This is a genomic window from Flavobacterium sp. IMCC34852 (genome assembly GCF_030643905.1).
GTDB classification, from domain to species: Bacteria; Bacteroidota; Bacteroidia; order Flavobacteriales; family Flavobacteriaceae; genus Flavobacterium; species Flavobacterium rivulicola.
The window spans coordinates 378,644-394,042 of sequence record NZ_CP121446.1 but is presented as its reverse complement, the minus strand read 5'-3'; the positions used below and the strand labels follow the sequence as shown (position 1 = coordinate 394,042).

At 37.6% G+C, this 15,399-nt stretch carries 16 protein-coding genes; 7 read left to right on the top strand and 9 right to left on the bottom strand.

All coding sequences use genetic code 11. From position 1 onward, the window contains the following. Positions 1 to 53 precede the first annotated feature (53 nt). From P7V56_RS01700 to purN, 3 genes are all read right to left on the bottom strand, one after another. On the bottom strand, positions 54 to 980 hold the full coding sequence (locus P7V56_RS01700; protein WP_171221402.1) for a PfkB family carbohydrate kinase: 927 nt from the start codon (positions 978 to 980) through the stop codon (positions 54 to 56). Positions 981 to 1,055: 75 nt separating this feature from the next. Next, a complete protein-coding gene (gene rnhA, locus P7V56_RS01695) occupies positions 1,056 to 1,535 on the bottom strand; it encodes a ribonuclease HI (RefSeq protein WP_171221403.1) in 480 nt (159 codons plus the stop codon). 11 nt (positions 1,536 to 1,546) lie between these two features. Further along, entirely contained in the window at positions 1,547 to 2,116 is a 570-nt protein-coding gene (gene purN, locus P7V56_RS01690) for a phosphoribosylglycinamide formyltransferase (RefSeq protein ID WP_171221404.1), read from the bottom strand. Between the two features lie 177 nt (positions 2,117 to 2,293). On the opposite strand from purN, the gene P7V56_RS01685 reads away from it, so the two are divergent. The 6 genes from P7V56_RS01685 (at position 2,294) to P7V56_RS01660 (ending at position 7,558) form a co-directional block, all read left to right on the top strand. Beyond that, positions 2,294 to 2,530 carry an acyl carrier protein gene (locus tag P7V56_RS01685; protein WP_007137004.1) on the top strand — a complete coding sequence of 79 codons (237 nt, stop codon included), beginning with the start codon at positions 2,294 to 2,296 and terminating at the stop codon, positions 2,528 to 2,530. Positions 2,531 to 2,711: 181 nt separating this feature from the next. Then, the gene (fabF, locus tag P7V56_RS01680) at positions 2,712 to 3,965 is read left to right on the top strand and encodes a beta-ketoacyl-ACP synthase II (protein ID WP_171221405.1); all 1,254 of its coding nucleotides are present in this window, start codon (positions 2,712 to 2,714) and stop codon (positions 3,963 to 3,965) included. 6 nt (positions 3,966 to 3,971) lie between these two features. Beyond that, positions 3,972 to 4,715, top strand: a complete 744-nt coding sequence (gene rnc / locus P7V56_RS01675) for a ribonuclease III (protein ID WP_171221406.1) — start codon at positions 3,972 to 3,974, stop codon at positions 4,713 to 4,715. A gap of 113 nt (positions 4,716 to 4,828) precedes the next feature. After that, a complete protein-coding gene (locus P7V56_RS01670) occupies positions 4,829 to 5,314 on the top strand; it encodes an IPExxxVDY family protein (RefSeq protein WP_171221407.1) in 486 nt (161 codons plus the stop codon). A 5-nt stretch (positions 5,315 to 5,319) separates the two neighbouring features. Continuing rightward, positions 5,320 to 6,750: a pyruvate kinase gene (pyk, locus tag P7V56_RS01665; RefSeq protein ID WP_171221408.1), complete on the top strand. Its 1,431-nt coding sequence runs from the start codon at positions 5,320 to 5,322 to the stop codon at positions 6,748 to 6,750. Positions 6,751 to 6,793: 43 nt separating this feature from the next. Continuing rightward, positions 6,794 to 7,558 carry a Bax inhibitor-1/YccA family protein gene (locus P7V56_RS01660; protein WP_171221409.1) on the top strand — a complete coding sequence of 255 codons (765 nt, stop codon included), beginning with the start codon at positions 6,794 to 6,796 and terminating at the stop codon, positions 7,556 to 7,558. 51 nt (positions 7,559 to 7,609) lie between these two features. Here P7V56_RS01660 and dinB read toward each other — a convergent pair whose 3' ends face one another. Then, positions 7,610 to 8,692 (bottom strand): DNA polymerase IV, encoded by a 1,083-nt coding sequence (gene dinB / locus P7V56_RS01655; RefSeq protein WP_171221410.1) that lies wholly within the window; start codon positions 8,690 to 8,692, stop codon positions 7,610 to 7,612. Position 8,693: 1 nt separating this feature from the next. Then, positions 8,694 to 10,721 (bottom strand): site-specific recombinase, encoded by a 2,028-nt coding sequence (locus tag P7V56_RS01650; RefSeq protein WP_171221411.1) that lies wholly within the window; start codon positions 10,719 to 10,721, stop codon positions 8,694 to 8,696. Positions 10,722 to 10,810: 89 nt separating this feature from the next. On the opposite strand from P7V56_RS01650, the gene P7V56_RS01645 reads away from it, so the two are divergent. After that, entirely contained in the window at positions 10,811 to 11,278 is a 468-nt protein-coding gene (locus tag P7V56_RS01645; protein WP_171221412.1) for a CYTH domain-containing protein, read from the top strand. Here the strand turns inward: P7V56_RS01645 and P7V56_RS13740 are convergent, their stop codons facing one another. From P7V56_RS13740 to P7V56_RS01625, 4 genes are all read right to left on the bottom strand, one after another. Next, on the bottom strand, positions 11,279 to 11,830 hold the full coding sequence (locus P7V56_RS13740; RefSeq protein ID WP_240976563.1) for a septal ring lytic transglycosylase RlpA family protein: 552 nt from the start codon (positions 11,828 to 11,830) through the stop codon (positions 11,279 to 11,281). A gap of 83 nt (positions 11,831 to 11,913) precedes the next feature. Beyond that, positions 11,914 to 12,336: a hypothetical protein gene (locus tag P7V56_RS01635; RefSeq protein WP_171221413.1), complete on the bottom strand. Its 423-nt coding sequence runs from the start codon at positions 12,334 to 12,336 to the stop codon at positions 11,914 to 11,916. 82 nt (positions 12,337 to 12,418) lie between these two features. Next, positions 12,419 to 14,062, bottom strand: a complete 1,644-nt coding sequence (gene pgi / locus P7V56_RS01630) for a glucose-6-phosphate isomerase (protein ID WP_171221414.1) — start codon at positions 14,060 to 14,062, stop codon at positions 12,419 to 12,421. Between the two features lie 94 nt (positions 14,063 to 14,156). Continuing rightward, positions 14,157 to 15,398: a M23 family metallopeptidase gene (locus tag P7V56_RS01625; protein ID WP_370529617.1), complete on the bottom strand. Its 1,242-nt coding sequence runs from the start codon at positions 15,396 to 15,398 to the stop codon at positions 14,157 to 14,159. Position 15,399 lies beyond the last annotated feature (1 nt).

The window sequence follows — 15,399 nt, the reverse complement described above, 5'->3', positions numbered from 1 at the left end:
TTTGTTTCGTGTATTTTATAATAAAAAATGCCCCGAAGTTTCGAGGCATAAAGTTATTGTAATTCTATTTCAAATTGTGTTAAAGCTTTGAATTGTTTCAATCGCTCGTTCACTTCTTCTTTTGTCAGTGAAAGCATTCTCTCAGTCCCGAATTTTTCTACACAAAAAGATGCCAAGTTGGAACCTTGAATGATAGCGGTTTTCATGGTATCAAAAGAAATATCGCCCTGTTGGGTAATAAATCCGGCAAAACCACCTGCAAAAGTATCGCCTGCACCGGTTGGATCATAAACATCAGCCAATGGTAAAGCCGGAGCGAAGAAAATATGCTCATCATGGAAAATCAACGCACCGTGTTCTCCTTTTTTAATTACCACGTATTTTGGTCCCATGGTATGAATTTTGGCTGCCGCTTTAACCAAAGAATATTCTCCGGATAATTGACGCGCTTCTTCATCATTGATAGTAATAACGTCAACACGTTTGATTACGTCTAATAATTCTGGTAAGGCACAATCCATCCAAAAGTTCATAGTGTCTAAAACTACTAATTTTGGTTTTTGGGTCATTTGATTCAAAACTCCCGTTTGTACTACAGGATGCAAGTTGCCCAACATTACTACATCGGCATCTTTAAAATGATTCGGAACAATTGGATTGAAATCAGCCAATACATTCAACTCGGTAGCCAAAGTATCTCTCGAGTTCATGTCGTTGTGATAACGTCCGCTCCAAAAGAACGTTTTGCCGCCTTTTACGATTTCCAAACCTGAAACATCAATGTTTCTAGCTGTTAATAAATCAATATATTCTTGTGGAAAATCGTCACCAACAACGGAAACAATGGCCGATTGTAAGTTAAAATGCGAGGCCGATAAACCAATGAAAGTTCCGGCACCGCCTAATATTTTGTCAGTTTTGCCAAATGGCGTTTCGATAGCGTCAAAAGCAACTGTTCCTACTATAAGTAATTTGTTCATTCTTAGGGATTCAAATTAAAGGTGCAAAGATAGGGTTTTAGTTTAAAAGTTTAAAATGGTTTAAGGTTTAAAGTTTTACAACAATTTTCCTTCTTCTCTTTCATAAAAAGTATCCACAGAGAGTTTCTCCAATCCTGAAGCATAAACCGCCAATTCATCACAACGTTCGTTTTGCGGATGGTTATTGTGGCCTTTAATCCATTTAAAATCGACTTGATGTTGGCGATAAATTTTGAGGAAACGCATCCAAAGATCAGGATTTTTTTTACCGGCGAAGTTTTTCTTTTCCCAACCAAAAACCCATTTTTTCTCGACGGCATCAACAACATATTTCGAATCGGAAATCACCAAGACTTTCATATTAGGGTTTTTGAGTTTTTCTAAACCTACTATAACTGCCAGTAATTCCATTCGGTTGTTGGTCGTATGGCGAAAACCTTCGTAAAACTCTTTTCGATAATTGGTGCCAACCATTTCCATCACTACGCCATAACCACCGTTTCCGGGATTTCCTTTGGCAGCGCCGTCGGTGTAAATATGGACTTGGTGACTCAATTGAAAAGGGATTAGGGATTAGGGATTAGGAGTTTTTCGATAACCTTCGGAAAATGTTGGTGTTCCAGTTCATGAACTTTAACAGCTATTTCTTCCGGAGTTTTGCAATCTTCGATGTTGACCGAAGTTTGAAAAATAAATTCACCTTCGTCATAATGTTCGTTAACGTAATGAATGGTGATTCCGGTTTCTTTTTCTTTATTTTCTAAAATGGCTTGGTGTACATGCATCCCGTACATGCCTTTGCCACCATATTTTGGTAATAAAGCTGGATGGATATTGATGATTTTATGGGGGTATTTTGAGATAATGTGATCAGGGAATTTGAGTAAGAATCCCGCCAAAACGATTAAATCGGGCTGCAATTCGTTTATTTTATCCAAAACAAATCCCTCATTTAGTTCAGATTTATTGAAAACAAAAGTCGGAATGTTGTGCTTTTGTGCTTTCTCTAAAACTTTGGCATGCAGATTGTTAGTAAGCACTCCGACTACAGAAAGCACATTACTGTTTTTGAAATACCAAATAATATTCTCCACATTAGAACCGTTTCCGGAAGCGAACAGCACAATTTTTTTCATTTATTCCGCAAAAATTTAGAGTACAAAAAAAAGGATATTTACGCGATTTTAAATCATAAAAATGTAAGATTTTGAAATTATTTTTTTACTTTCGTAGTCATATTTAGTAACAAAAAGGTTGTTATAAAATAAAGTTTTTTATTTTTGCCAACAATTTAAAATTAAAATTTAGAAATTATGTCAGACATTGCATCAAGAGTTAAAGCGATTATTGTAGACAAATTAGGCGTTGACGAAAACGAAGTTGTAACAGAAGCTAGCTTCACTAACGATTTAGGAGCTGATTCATTAGACACTGTTGAGTTGATTATGGAGTTCGAAAAAGAATTTGATATTCAAATTCCGGACGACCAAGCAGAAAACATTGCTACTGTAGGTCAAGCTATTTCTTACATCGAAGAAGCAAAAAAATAATAAATAAATCACCCGTGAAGAATCTGTAAGTTTTTCACGGGTTTTTATTATTTTTACTGAAAAGAATAAATCTTGATTGATATTCAATCTAAAAATATTGAAATACCCTTGTCTCTTTAATGATTAAATTTGAAGAAAACATGGGTATTATTTGTTTAAATACAATTGTAAAAAACACATTATGTCATTAAAGCGAGTTGTAGTAACAGGTTTAGGAGCATTAACCCCAATAGGGAATTCTATTGAAGAATATTGGGATGCACTGGTAAACGGTAAAAGCGGTGCCGCTCCGATTACCTATTACGATACTGAAAAACACAAAACAAAATTTGCCTGCGAAGTCAAAAACTTCAACATAGAAGATTTTATGGACCGCAAGGAAGCTCGCAGAATGGACAAATTTGCACAATATGCCATTGCTGCTAGTGAAGAAGCCATAAAAGATGCCGGAATTACCAATGACAATGTGAACAAACACAGAGTTGGGGTCATTTGGGGTGCCGGAATTGGCGGATTGGAAACTTTCCAAGAAGAAGTAATGAGCTATGCAGCCGGAGACGGAACGCCAAGATTCAATCCCTTCTTTATTCCTAAAATGATTGCCGATATTGCTCCCGCTCACATTTCGATGCGAAATGGGTTTATGGGACCAAATTATACTACTGTTTCTGCCTGTGCTTCTTCTGCCAATGCTTTGATTGATGCTTTCAATTACATTCGTTTAGGAATGTGTGACGTCATCATTTCAGGTGGTTCAGAAGCGGCTGTTACTATTGCAGGTATGGGCGGATTTAACTCTATGCAAGCTTTATCAACCCGAAATGACAGTCCCGAAACAGCCTCAAGACCATTTGATGCAACCCGTGACGGATTTGTTTTAGGCGAAGGTGCCGGTGCCTTAGTTTTAGAAGAATATGAACACGCCAAAGCACGTGGCGCGAAAATATATTGTGAAATCGGTGGCGGCGGAATGTCATCAGATGCCTATCACTTAACAGCACCACATCCTGAAGGAATTGGCGTAATTGCGGTTATGCAAAATACATTGCGCGATGCCGGAATGAAACCGGAACAAGTAGACCACATCAATACACACGGAACTTCAACACCGCTTGGAGATGTAGCCGAGTTGAAAGCAATTAGTGCCGTTTTTGGTGCTCATGCAAAAAACATCAACATCAATTCAACCAAATCGATGACGGGTCACTTACTGGGAGCAGCCGGTGCGATTGAAGCGATTGCGTCTATTTTAGCCATGAAACACGGTATTGTTCCTCCAACAATTAACCATACAGTGGTTGATGAAAACATTGATCCTTCTTTGAACCTGACTTTAAATAAAGCCCAAAAAAGAGAAGTTAATGTGGCGATGAGTAATACTTTTGGTTTTGGCGGACACAACGCTTGCGTTTTATTCAAAAAAATTGAAGACTAATATTAGATGAAAATTCTAAAAAATATATTTAATAAAAAATCCCGTTCATCAGAGGACGGGATTTTTTTTAATGAAATTCAAAAAGTAATAGGTTTTAAACCCCAATCCATCATTTATTACGAAAAAGCATTCACGCATCGGTCCACTAATCGCATGGATTTGAAAGGCAATCCGATGAATTATGAACGCCTGGAATTCCTTGGTGATGCGATGTTAAGTGCTGTAATTGCAGCTCATTTATACAACGAAGCACCGGCAGGAGATGAAGGTTATTTGACCAAAATGCGTTCTAAAATTGTCAGTAGAGAACATTTAAACGAATTGGGAAGAGACTTAAATCTAATCCGTTTTGTAGAGAGTAAAGTACCGACCCAACATTTCGGTGAAAACATCCATGGGAATATTTTTGAAGCTTTAGTCGGCGCTATTTTCTTGGATAAAGGGTATGAATTTTGTCAAAAATTTATCCAAAGAAGTGTTATTGTTCCCTATGTAGATATTGCCAAATTAGAAGGTAAAGTCATCAGCTACAAAAGTTTACTCATTGAATGGTGTCAAAAAGAAAAGAAAACTTTTCACTATGATGTTTTTGATGACAATGGGAATGACGGTCAAAAATACTTCGGCGTAAAATTGAGTATCGATAATAAAATTGTGGCCAAAGCCAGAGCAACTTCAAAAAAGAAAGCAGAAGAAAAGGCTTCCCAAAGAGCCTATTTTGCATTTCAGGAAAAAATTAACAAAAAATAATACAGATTCTCAAAAAACTACAACGTTTTCGTTCATAAAATAACGTTAACTCAATATTGAGTTGGTTAAAATCTGTGTCAGATATAGTATATTTACAACTTAAATTGCAAAATATGACTGTTCATAAATTGCCTATTGAAGAGTTTGATGAGATAGATTATCAACTGATTGCGATACATTCTCCGTTAGAAGATTATCGGTTAGCTTATTACATCAATCAAAATTTACCCATTAATCTCAAAAAAAGCAGTTGTGATATTCACATCAGCAACAAAGACGGGGAAACCCAATTAACGAGGTTTTTTTTTGAAGATGATAAGGACATAGCCTGGAGTTTGGTTCAAAATCAAAATGATGCTGTAGTTGCAGCGGAAAATAACAATCAAGGATTATTTGCCGAAAGCAGCAACGAATTTACGCCCAAAATCTATCTGATTCCCGAGTTTAAAAAAGTGGATTACTTTTTAAAAATCGAAAATGGCGAAGTAGCAGTTGATATTTCAAAAATAATCAGCAGTGTAAAAAAAATAGTCAGAGTGAGTACGGTTTACGCCGTAGAAGCTGAAAAAATAAAATCAAAAAATAATTTAATTTTTTAAGGATAATGCCAACAAGAAAAAAAACTAAAATTGTAGCCACGCTTGGTCCTGCTTGTAGTTCGAAAGAAGTGATTAAAAAAATGATTGACGCAGGAGTGAACGTATTTCGCATCAATTTCTCCCATGCCGATTATGCCGATGTAAAAGAAAGAATAGATATAATCCGTGAATTGAACGATGAGTTTGGATATACTACGGCTATCTTGGCCGATTTACAAGGTCCGAAACTTCGCGTGGGGGTGATGAAGGAAGATGTAGTAGTAAATCCGGGTGATATCATTACCTTCCAAACGGCCGAAGATGTTCCGGGAAGCAAGGAGCGCGTTTATATGAACTATTTATCTTTCCCTCAAGACGTGAATCCCGGAGAGCGAATTTTGTTAGATGACGGAAAACTCATCTTTGAAGCTTTGGAAACCAACGGTACCACCGAAGTCATTTGTAAAGTAATTCAAGGAGGACCGCTGAAATCCAAAAAAGGAGTAAACTTGCCGCAAACCAAAGTGTCTTTACCGGCATTGACCAAAAAAGACATTAAAGACGCCTTATTTGCTATCGAACAAGAAGTAGATTGGATAGCGCTTTCTTTTGTGAGAACGCCAAAAGATTTAGAAGAATTACAAGATTTGATTGCCAAACATTCTTCTTATAAAATTCCGATTGTGGCCAAAATTGAAAAACCGGAAGCGGTGGAAAATATTGATAAAATCGTAGCCTTTTGTGACGGTTTGATGGTAGCTCGTGGTGACCTTGGAGTAGAAATTCCGGCGCATGAAGTGCCATTGATTCAAAAGAAATTAATTCATAGAGCCAAAACAGCTCGTATTCCGGTAATTGTAGCTACACAAATGATGGAAACAATGATTACCAGTTTAACACCAACACGTGCTGAGGTAAATGACGTTGCGAATTCTGTTATGGATGGTGCCGATGCGGTAATGCTTTCAGGAGAAACGTCAGTAGGGAATTATCCGGTGGAAGTTATCGAAAAAATGACCCAAATCATTGAAGCGGTGGAAGATTCACCATTAATCAATGTGCCGCAAAATCCACCTCACGTTAGAACAAAACGTTTTATTACGAAGTCGATTTGTTATCACGCAGCGATTATGGCGAATGAAATTAAGGCGAAAGCAATTTCTACTTTGACTAATAGTGGTTATACGGCTTTCCAAATTTCGGCCTGGAGACCTAAAGCGCATATCTTAGTGTATACTTCAAATAAAAGAATCTTAACCCAATTGAATTTACTTTGGGGCGTAAATGCATTTTTCTATGACAAATTTGTAAGTACTGATGATACCGTAGGCGATGTTAATGATATTGCCAAAGAAAAGGGCTATGTAAAAAAAGGCGATATGCTCATCAACCTGGCCGCCATGCCGGTAGCCGATAAAGGAATGGTAAATACCTTGAGAGTCTCTGAAATAGAATAATTTTAGTATTTTTAGACTTTAATTTTTTTTAAAAACAAACACTATGAATTCAAATAATCCGTTTTTTAAAAACAAAACTTTTTCAAATACTTCTCGTGCCGATGAAGTAGTGCACGAAGCAAGAATTATTGATTACAGCCAAACCATGACCGTTTCCGGAACGATTAATAAGAGTTTCTTGATGTTGGTTTTATTGGTTGCCAGTGCTGCAATCACATGGATTATGACTTTTAATGGTCAGAATCCAATGATATTAACCATTGGCGGTGCCATTGTTGGATTCGTTTTGGTCTTGATTGCTACTTTCAAGCCACAAGCATCGACTTATTTAGCACCAGGTTATGCCATATTTGAAGGCCTTTTTATTGGAGGGATTTCGGCTATTTTTGAAGTGATGTATCCCGGAATCGTAATTCAAGCCGTGAGTTGTACGTTTGTTACGTTTATGGTTTGTTTCGGATTATACAAATACGGTATCGTAAAAGTGAATGACAAATTCAGATCGGTTGTTTTGGCAGCGACTTTAGCCATTGCGACTTATTATTTGATTTCATGGTTGTTGTCGATGTTTACCAGTTTTACACCGGTTCACCACGGGAATTCTATGATTAGTATCGGAATTAGTGTATTTGTAATTGTAATTGCCGCCTTAAATTTATTTTTAGACTTCGACCAAATCGAAAAAGGTGTTGAACAAAAAATGCCAAAATACATGGAATGGTATGGCGCCATGGGATTGATGATTACCTTAGTTTGGTTGTACATCGAATTCTTGAGATTGTTATCTAAATTGTCGAGTAGAGATTAATGCTCAACTTATATAAAAATAAACCAGCTTTCGGGCTGGTTTTTTTATGGCTTAAAACTCAAACTTCAATTGTACCACAACCGTCTTTTTGATTTCGGTATTTAAATTATTCAAAGAAATGCCAAGCAGTCGTACAGATTCTTTCATTCGTTCCTGAAACAACAGCTCTTTGGCGGTCTCTAACAGCAATCCTTTATCCGAAATAAAGTAAGGCAAAGTCTTACTGCGCGTTTGGGTTGTAAAATCGCTGTATTTGATTTTGAGTGTTACGGTTTTTCCGGAGATGTTGTATTTCTTTAATCGGTTTTCTAGCTCGTTGGCGATGCGTTCTAACTTTTCCACCATAAAGATTTCCGAAGTCAGGTTTTCGTTAAAGGTATGTTCGGCCGCAACTGATTTGGCGATGCGATTGGGTTTCACCGCACTGTTGTGAATGCCGCGAACAATGTTGTAAAAATGCAAACCGCTTTTGCTGAAATGTTCTTCCAGAAATTCGGCTGATTTTGATTTCAAATCCTTTCCTGTAAAAATGCCCAAATGGTACATTCTCTCCGTGGTAACTTTGCCAATGCCGTAGAACTTTTTGATGTCTAAGTTTTCCAAAAAAGATTCCACTTCTTCGGGATTGACCGTTTTTTGCCCGTTGGGTTTGTTGTAATCGCTGGCAATTTTGGCCACAAATTTATTCACCGAAATTCCCGCAGAAGCAGTCAAACCTACTTCTTCAAAAATACGTTGTCTGATTTCCTGAGCAATTAAAGTCGCGCTGGGATTGCCTTTTTTATTTTGGGTTACATCCAAATAAGCTTCGTCTAATGATAGCGGTTCGACCAAATCGGTGTATTCGTGAAAGATTTTCCGAATCTTTTTAGAAATTTCTTTGTAGCGGTCAAATCGGGGTCGGACAAAAATCAAATCGGGGCAATTGCGTTTGGCTTGAATCCCACTCATAGCCGATCGAACGCCAAACTTTCGCGCTTCATAACTCGCCGCTGAAACTACGCCACGAACTTCGCTTCCGCCAACAGCCAATGGTTTTCCTTTGAGTTCAGGATTGTCCATTTGCTCTACAGAAGCATAAAAGGCATCCATATCGATGTGGATAATTTTTCGATAAGTGACTTCGGATTCCATTTTATTTGTCTTTTACCGGAAAGAAAAAAGCAGTCGGACGACTTTTAAAATAAACCCAAGTCGAACTGAATAAAAAGCGCAATTCAGAGAGCGGAATATTTCGAGAACGAAAAGCCAGTCCGAGAGACAAAGAAAAACTGACCGCGAAATTGACAAAACCAATCAGCCCGATTCCGATAATTGCCCAAACAATAGTAGACCAATCCACAAAGAAATCGGCGCCGTACAAACCCAAAGCAAAATTGCCGCTGGCAAAAGTAATGTGGCGAATGTCAATGTTCAATCCGAGAAAAATGCCCAGTGAAGCCGTGCTGCCTAAAAAAACACCAAACCACCCATTGGATACCACACCGGGCCAATGGTTTTCAAACCATTTGGCAATAGCATTGGTTCTGACAATTCCTAAGTTTTGTTTTAAAACCGGATGTTCTTTGATGCGATAATACACTTGATTGTGCTTATTTCTGTTGGAAACATTCCCCGATATAATTCCGGATAAGAATAAAAATACACCTGCAATGGCTGCATGAAACAAAGCCGCAGAATGTATTGGCGACAAATCAAACAGTAGTTTTGAGGACTTTTCAAAAGCAATATTGTAGTCAAAAAAGTAATCAATCAACCAAATGCCCAACATCGAAACGGGGAAAGCCATAAAAACATTGCCTACAAAGGCTATAAATTGGGAACGGAACAAGCGCGCAAAGAGTTGGGCAAAAGAACCGTGTTTGTTTTCGGAGTTGTGGTGCTTTTTCATCCCACTTTCCAAGGCTTTTATTAAGGTTGCTGCGGTCATCGCCGGTTGTTTGGTGGCCAAAGTGTAACCCATCAAATAAATAGCGATAAAACCTAAGGAATAATTCAAGCTGTAGTAAAAAGCATGGCCAAAACCACTGGTTTCAATTTTAGAAAATAATAATTTAATGATGCACAAAATCCCTACTATGAATCCGCCACCAACCGCTGCCTTAAGCATGGCAAAATATTCAGAACGGCTTTCGGTTATGTAATGTTCTCCTGTTTTGGCAGTATGTTGTGTGATTTCATAAGATATCAATTGGGTACTTTCATTGATTAGCTGCCGTACATTGTTTTTCTGACAGTTGTATTTAATCAATCGCAATAACAATAAAATTGAATTGTTTTTTTTATCGGAAGGTTTGTTAACGACCAAAGTGGAAATCAGCACTTTCATTCGGTGTAACTGTTGGCGAATACGAAGCAAACTCTGATTTACTTTTAAAGAGATTCCAAATTTAGAACTGTTGCCAAAGGCTTTATCAACATAATCCTCACACTGTTTGTGAAGAAGCATCAATTGTTTGTAATTCAAATCTTCTGAAGCAATAAAATGATTTTCACCGTTTCTGATTTTGGCCAAAATAAAATTGAGCTCGTTCTCAAAAGCCACAAACGGACTTTCCAAATCGTCGTATTCCGGAACCATTTTGATGACATCGGTTTCCATCGCTCTGCCGCTCATTCTTTGGGAAATTAAACCCATTGCGTTCATAACTTCGGACAATACTGATTGTTCGGCGACCGATTCATAAATGGTTTCTAAACCAATAATATCAAAGAGTTTTTGTAATTCTTCAAACGGAATTCGGGCTATCCATATTGGGTCGGAACTTTTAAAGAATACTTGGTTCAGAACAAATTCCAAAGTGTCTTTTTCCGGTTGGAAAGGGAGTATTTTGGCAAAAAGGCGTTTTTTGACTTCGTAGGTAAAGTCGGAATCTCTTAAAATTCCGGTGTCAGAAAGCATTCTGCCGAATTTTCTTTGCAAAAGCACTTCGGCTAAATACAGTTTCAATTGCTCGGTCATGGCCGGATTCGCTTCTAAATAATCTAAAAGCGATTTTAAGGAAACAATATTTTCTTTCTTAGGATCATTGGGTCGAAAAAACTGCACCAAATCCACCAAAAACAACAAACGATCATTCGATTGATAACCGTTTTGGTCAAAGTACAAGCGAAATAAATCGGCTAAATTATAAATTGGCGTTTTATGGCGGTACAATTTCATTCCCAAAAATTTTGGCGATTAAGATTCTCGTAAAAATACAATTTTCAAGGTATATATTTATTAACTTGCTCCTAAAATATAAGCGAAGAATGATTGAAATAGAGCGTAAATTTTTAGTGCTTTCTAATGATTTTATTAACGAATCTTTTTCGCAAAAGCGAATAGTACAAGGTTATTTGAGTTCCAATCCCGACAGAACCGTTCGTATCCGAATTAAAGGCGATAAAGGGTATTTAACCATCAAAGGAAAAAGCAGCGCCAACGGCATGACGCGTTTGGAATGGGAAAGGGAAATCAGTTTGATAGACGCCGAAGCCTTACTGAAAATCTGTGAAAGCGGTATTATTGACAAAGTCCGTTACGAAGTCAAAGTCGGTCAACATATTTATGAAGTCGATATTTTTTCGGGAGCCAATGAAGGATTGGTTATAGCCGAAATCGAGCTCGAATCGGAATCAGAAACCTTTGAAAAACCAAATTGGTTGGGCCAAGAAGTAACCAATGACGAGCGTTATTATAACGCATATTTGAGCAAAAAACCGTTTGCTGATTGGTAGTTATTTGGGTTCTTCCACCACTTCGATTTTTACGATTACCATCCCTGATTTTTTGTTGCTGGCAATATCCATAAAAGCCCTGCGGCTTAAGTCGATTTCACGTACTTTGGAGAAAGGACCGCGATCGGTAATTTCTACTACAACTGATTTTCCGTTGGCCTCATTAGTTACTTTTACTATGGTGCCGAAAGGTAATTTTTTGTGAGCGGCGGTGTATTTATTGTTGTCAAAACGCTTGCCGCTGGCAGTTCTTCTGCCGTTGAATTTATTGTGATAGTAAGAGGCGTGAGCGTTTTTTTTATAAATTTTTAGTTTTGAATTTGGGTCAATTTGAAGCGTATCGGTTTCTTTAATCACCGGAACTTCTTTTGCCGCAACGGTGTCGGTTTTGATAACCGTTTTGGTTTTGTCTTTATTGTCTTTAACTGTGGTTGTTTTTTCTTTAGGTTTTTCCTGTGGCTTTTCTTTTTGTTGCGGATTTCGAGAAGAAAAGGCTAACAAAAAAAAGGAAGTCATCAAGACAAACAAGAAAGAGGTTATTTTGGTATTCATAAAGAATATTTTGATTAATAAATGGGTTTTTGCAAAAACCATACCTTGATAAAAAAAGTCCTTTTCAGGACTTTAGTTATTTTTTAGAACCACATTTTCCATGGGATTCGACTCAAAATCAAAAGCAATCCAATGCCGTAAAAAACAGCAATCGATTTGAATTTGGCCGTGTTAGTTTCTCCTTTTTTGTGTTTTGACCAACCTATAGTGATTAAAACAATAGCAATGATATTGATTAACGGATGTTCTAAAGAAGTTAATCGAGCAGCTGAATCTTTCATTTCGCCTAATAAAGCATGCCCAAGAGGAGAAACAAAATAAAGAATCAATCCAACTAATAATTGTACGTGAGTTGCAATCAAACCAAACAAGGCAATTTTTCGGTCTTTGGCAGTGAACTCTCTTTTTGAGGACATACCCATAAACGAATTAACAACAGCAAAAACTAATAATAACAGCGCTAAATAAGCCCAACCTGAGTGGAATTTTTGAATAAAGTGGTACATAGTTTATTTTTTAGAATAACAAATATAAAGAAAAGGCATAAAAAAACCTCACGAATTAGCGAGGTTTTGGGTTCTGTTTAAGCTATTTATTTTTTAAAAAGTGCTTTAGCAAAAATTCCGTAGAGCTGTCGTGTGGTTTCACCGTTCCGGAATGAATTTCGTCTAAGATAGAATTGGCCAATTGTTTACCCAGTTCAACACCCCATTGGTCATAACTGAAGATGTTCCAAATTACCCCTTGAACAAAGATTTTATGTTCGTAAAGCGCGATTAATGAACCCAATGATTTTGGGGTTAATTTCTCAATCAAAATAGTATTCGTGGGTTTGTTTCCGGCGAAAACTTTAAATGGTAAAAGATAGTCTGCTTTTGCGCCGGTGATATTTTGTTTTTCAAATTCGGCTTTCACTTGGGCTTCGGTTTTACCGTTTAGCAACGCTTCAGTTTGGGCAAAAAAGTTAGACATCAATTTATCGTGATGGTCTTGGTTACCGTATAAAGGTTTTACATAACCAATAAAATCCGTTGGAATCAATTTGGTGCCTTGGTGAATCAACTGGAAGAAAGCGTGTTGAGAATTCGTTCCCGGTTCACCCCAAATAATGGTTCCGGTTTGGTAGTTTACCGGTTTTCCGTCTCGACCGATACTTTTTCCGTTGCTTTCCATGATGCCTTGTTGCAAATAGGGCGCTAACTTTTGTAAATATTGGGTATACGGAATCAAAGCTTCGCTTTCGGCACCAAAAAAGTTATTGTACCAAATGCTTAATAAAGCTAAAACGACCGGAATGTTTTTATCAAAAGATTCAGTTTTGAAATGCTCATCCATTTCGTGAGCACCTTTTAATAAATTGTCAAAATGGTCGAAACCAATGGCTAAGCTGATAGACAACCCAACGGCACTCCAAAGTGAAAAACGACCGCCAACCCAATCCCACATTGGGAAAATGTTATCGGGATTGATGCCGAATTCGGTTACTTTTTGGATATTAGTAGAAACGGCAACGAAATGTTTGGCCACATCTTCTTGTTTCGCTGATTTCAAAAACCAAGCGCGAATGGTTTCAGCATTGGATAGTGTTTCTTGTGTGGTAAACGTTTTAGAAGCAATGACAAAAAGAGTCGTTTCGGGGTTGAGTTTTTTGATGACTTCATTCACGTGATCGCCATCCACATTGGACACAAAATGAACGGTTAATTGCGTTTTGTAAAACTGTAAAGCCTCAACGACCATGGCCGGGCCTAAGTCCGAACCGCCAATTCCGATATTAACCACATCAGTAAAGCCTTTACCGGTAAAGCCTTTTCTTTGTCCCGAAATCACTTCGTTAGAGAAAATTTTGATTTTATTTTTTACCGTATAAATCTCCGGAATAACATTTTCTCCATCGACTAAAACAGTAGCATTTTCGGGAGAACGCAAAGCGGTATGTAAAACGGCTCTATTTTCGGTTTGATTGATGGTATCACCGTTGAAATATTGTGCGATGGCTTCTTCCAAACGGGCTTCTTTGGCTAAGTCTTGGAGCAGATTTAAAGTCTCTGGATTGATGATGTTTTTAGAATAATCGACTAAAAAATCATGCCACTGAATGTTGAATTTTTCCGCTCTTGCAGTGTCATTGACAAACATTTCTTTTAAAGAAACGTGTTTCATTTGAGCGTAATGTTGGTTTAGTTTTTCCCAAGTGTTGGTACTTGTTGGATTGATTTGCGCTAATGCCATTTGTTTACATTTGATAGGCAAATTTACAAATATAGATTGGTAAAAAAACAGACTGTGTTTTACGCTAACGTTGTAGTACGCAAAAAAAATAAAATTATTTTCTGAATTTGGCTTCTGCAGTGCTGTCCAATACTTTTTTGAGTGGCGTAATGACTTCTAAGAATTTTTGTTTGTACTTAGCATCCATAGGTGTTGAAGTTGGTAGTTTTAAGCGCAAAGCATCTACTTGCACGCCGTTTTTCCAGAAGCGATAACATACGTGCGGTCCGGTGGCTAAACCGGTGCTTCCTACTTTACCGATAACTTGTCCTTGGGTAACTCTTTGGCCGCGACGGACCAAGATTTTGGACATGTGTAAGTATTGGGTGGAATAGGTTCGGTCGTGTTTTACTTTGACAAAATTTCCGTTTCCGGTGGTATAACCCGCTTGTTCTACTACGCCGGCAGCGGTTGACATGATTGGTGTTCCGGTTGGCGCTGCATAATCAGTTCCGTTGTGCGCTTTCCATCTTTTTTGTACGGGATGGAATCGGCTGCGGGAATATCTCGAAGTGATATTGACAAATTTTAACGGTGCTTTCAGGAAGAAGTTTTTTAAAGTTTTTCCTTCTTCATCGTAGTATTCTTGTTTTTTCGAATTTTCATTAGGAGAGAAAGGGAAAGCGTAAATTTTTTTGCCTTTGTATTCAAAAAAAGAGGCTTTTAAACTGTCAACGCCATCATAAATAGTATCGTTAATGTAGCGTTCGGTAAAAGTTAAGCCGAATTTATCGCCTTTTTGGAGCTTGAAGAAGTCGATGGACCAGGCGTAAATTTTGGCAATCTTGGAAGCTAATGCCGGATCAACGTTGTCTTTGGCCAAGGTTTCGGATAAAGAACCATTAAGCGCACCAGCGATTGTTCTCGTTTTAAAGGTCAAAGGTCTTGTTTTTTTATGGGCAACAATCGAATCTCTAAAATCGATGATATAATAGTTCATTCTATCCGGTTGGTAGATGAAATACTGTATTTTATTGGTTTTGTTTTTACTGCGAAGAATGGTGTAAGGTTTGCCTATTCTGATGCTTCTGACATCAAATGAGTCTCTTACTTTGGCTACAATGTCATACACTTCGTTGCCGTTTAAGTTTTGTTTTTCGATAAGGCTTCCGAAAGTATCTCCTGATTTTACAGTGTCATTGACCACATTAAAATCGTGCAGATTAAAGCCAAAATCCACCAATTTAGGTTTGGGCTTTTCTGCCATAAATGGTTCTTCTTTTGTTTTATCACAAGAGATTACAAAACAAAGGACAACCAAGGTCGGAAAAAGGATTCGAAAGATTTTTGACATCATA

Excerpts from the sequence above, each read along its gene's own strand:
- rnc (WP_171221406.1), top strand. The coding sequence starts at position 3,972 with ATGAAAATTCTAAAAAATATATTTAATAAAAAATCCCGTTCATCAGAG.
- P7V56_RS01625 (WP_370529617.1), bottom strand. The coding sequence starts at position 15,398 with ATGATGTCAAAAATCTTTCGAATCCTTTTTCCGACCTTGGTTGTCCTT.
- P7V56_RS01645 (WP_171221412.1), top strand. The coding sequence starts at position 10,811 with ATGATTGAAATAGAGCGTAAATTTTTAGTGCTTTCTAATGATTTTATT.
- dinB (WP_171221410.1), bottom strand. The coding sequence starts at position 8,692 with ATGGAATCCGAAGTCACTTATCGAAAAATTATCCACATCGATATGGAT.
- P7V56_RS01650 (WP_171221411.1), bottom strand. The coding sequence starts at position 10,721 with ATGAAATTGTACCGCCATAAAACGCCAATTTATAATTTAGCCGATTTA.
- P7V56_RS01670 (WP_171221407.1), top strand. The coding sequence starts at position 4,829 with ATGACTGTTCATAAATTGCCTATTGAAGAGTTTGATGAGATAGATTAT.
- fabF (WP_171221405.1), top strand. The coding sequence starts at position 2,712 with ATGTCATTAAAGCGAGTTGTAGTAACAGGTTTAGGAGCATTAACCCCA.
- P7V56_RS01685 (WP_007137004.1), top strand. The coding sequence starts at position 2,294 with ATGTCAGACATTGCATCAAGAGTTAAAGCGATTATTGTAGACAAATTA.
- pyk (WP_171221408.1), top strand. The coding sequence starts at position 5,320 with ATGCCAACAAGAAAAAAAACTAAAATTGTAGCCACGCTTGGTCCTGCT.
- P7V56_RS01660 (WP_171221409.1), top strand. The coding sequence starts at position 6,794 with ATGAATTCAAATAATCCGTTTTTTAAAAACAAAACTTTTTCAAATACT.
- pgi (WP_171221414.1), bottom strand. The coding sequence starts at position 14,062 with ATGGCATTAGCGCAAATCAATCCAACAAGTACCAACACTTGGGAAAAA.
- purN (WP_171221404.1), bottom strand. The coding sequence starts at position 2,116 with ATGAAAAAAATTGTGCTGTTCGCTTCCGGAAACGGTTCTAATGTGGAG.
- P7V56_RS01635 (WP_171221413.1), bottom strand. The coding sequence starts at position 12,336 with ATGTACCACTTTATTCAAAAATTCCACTCAGGTTGGGCTTATTTAGCG.
- P7V56_RS13740 (WP_240976563.1), bottom strand. The coding sequence starts at position 11,830 with ATGAATACCAAAATAACCTCTTTCTTGTTTGTCTTGATGACTTCCTTT.
- P7V56_RS01700 (WP_171221402.1), bottom strand. The coding sequence starts at position 980 with ATGAACAAATTACTTATAGTAGGAACAGTTGCTTTTGACGCTATCGAA.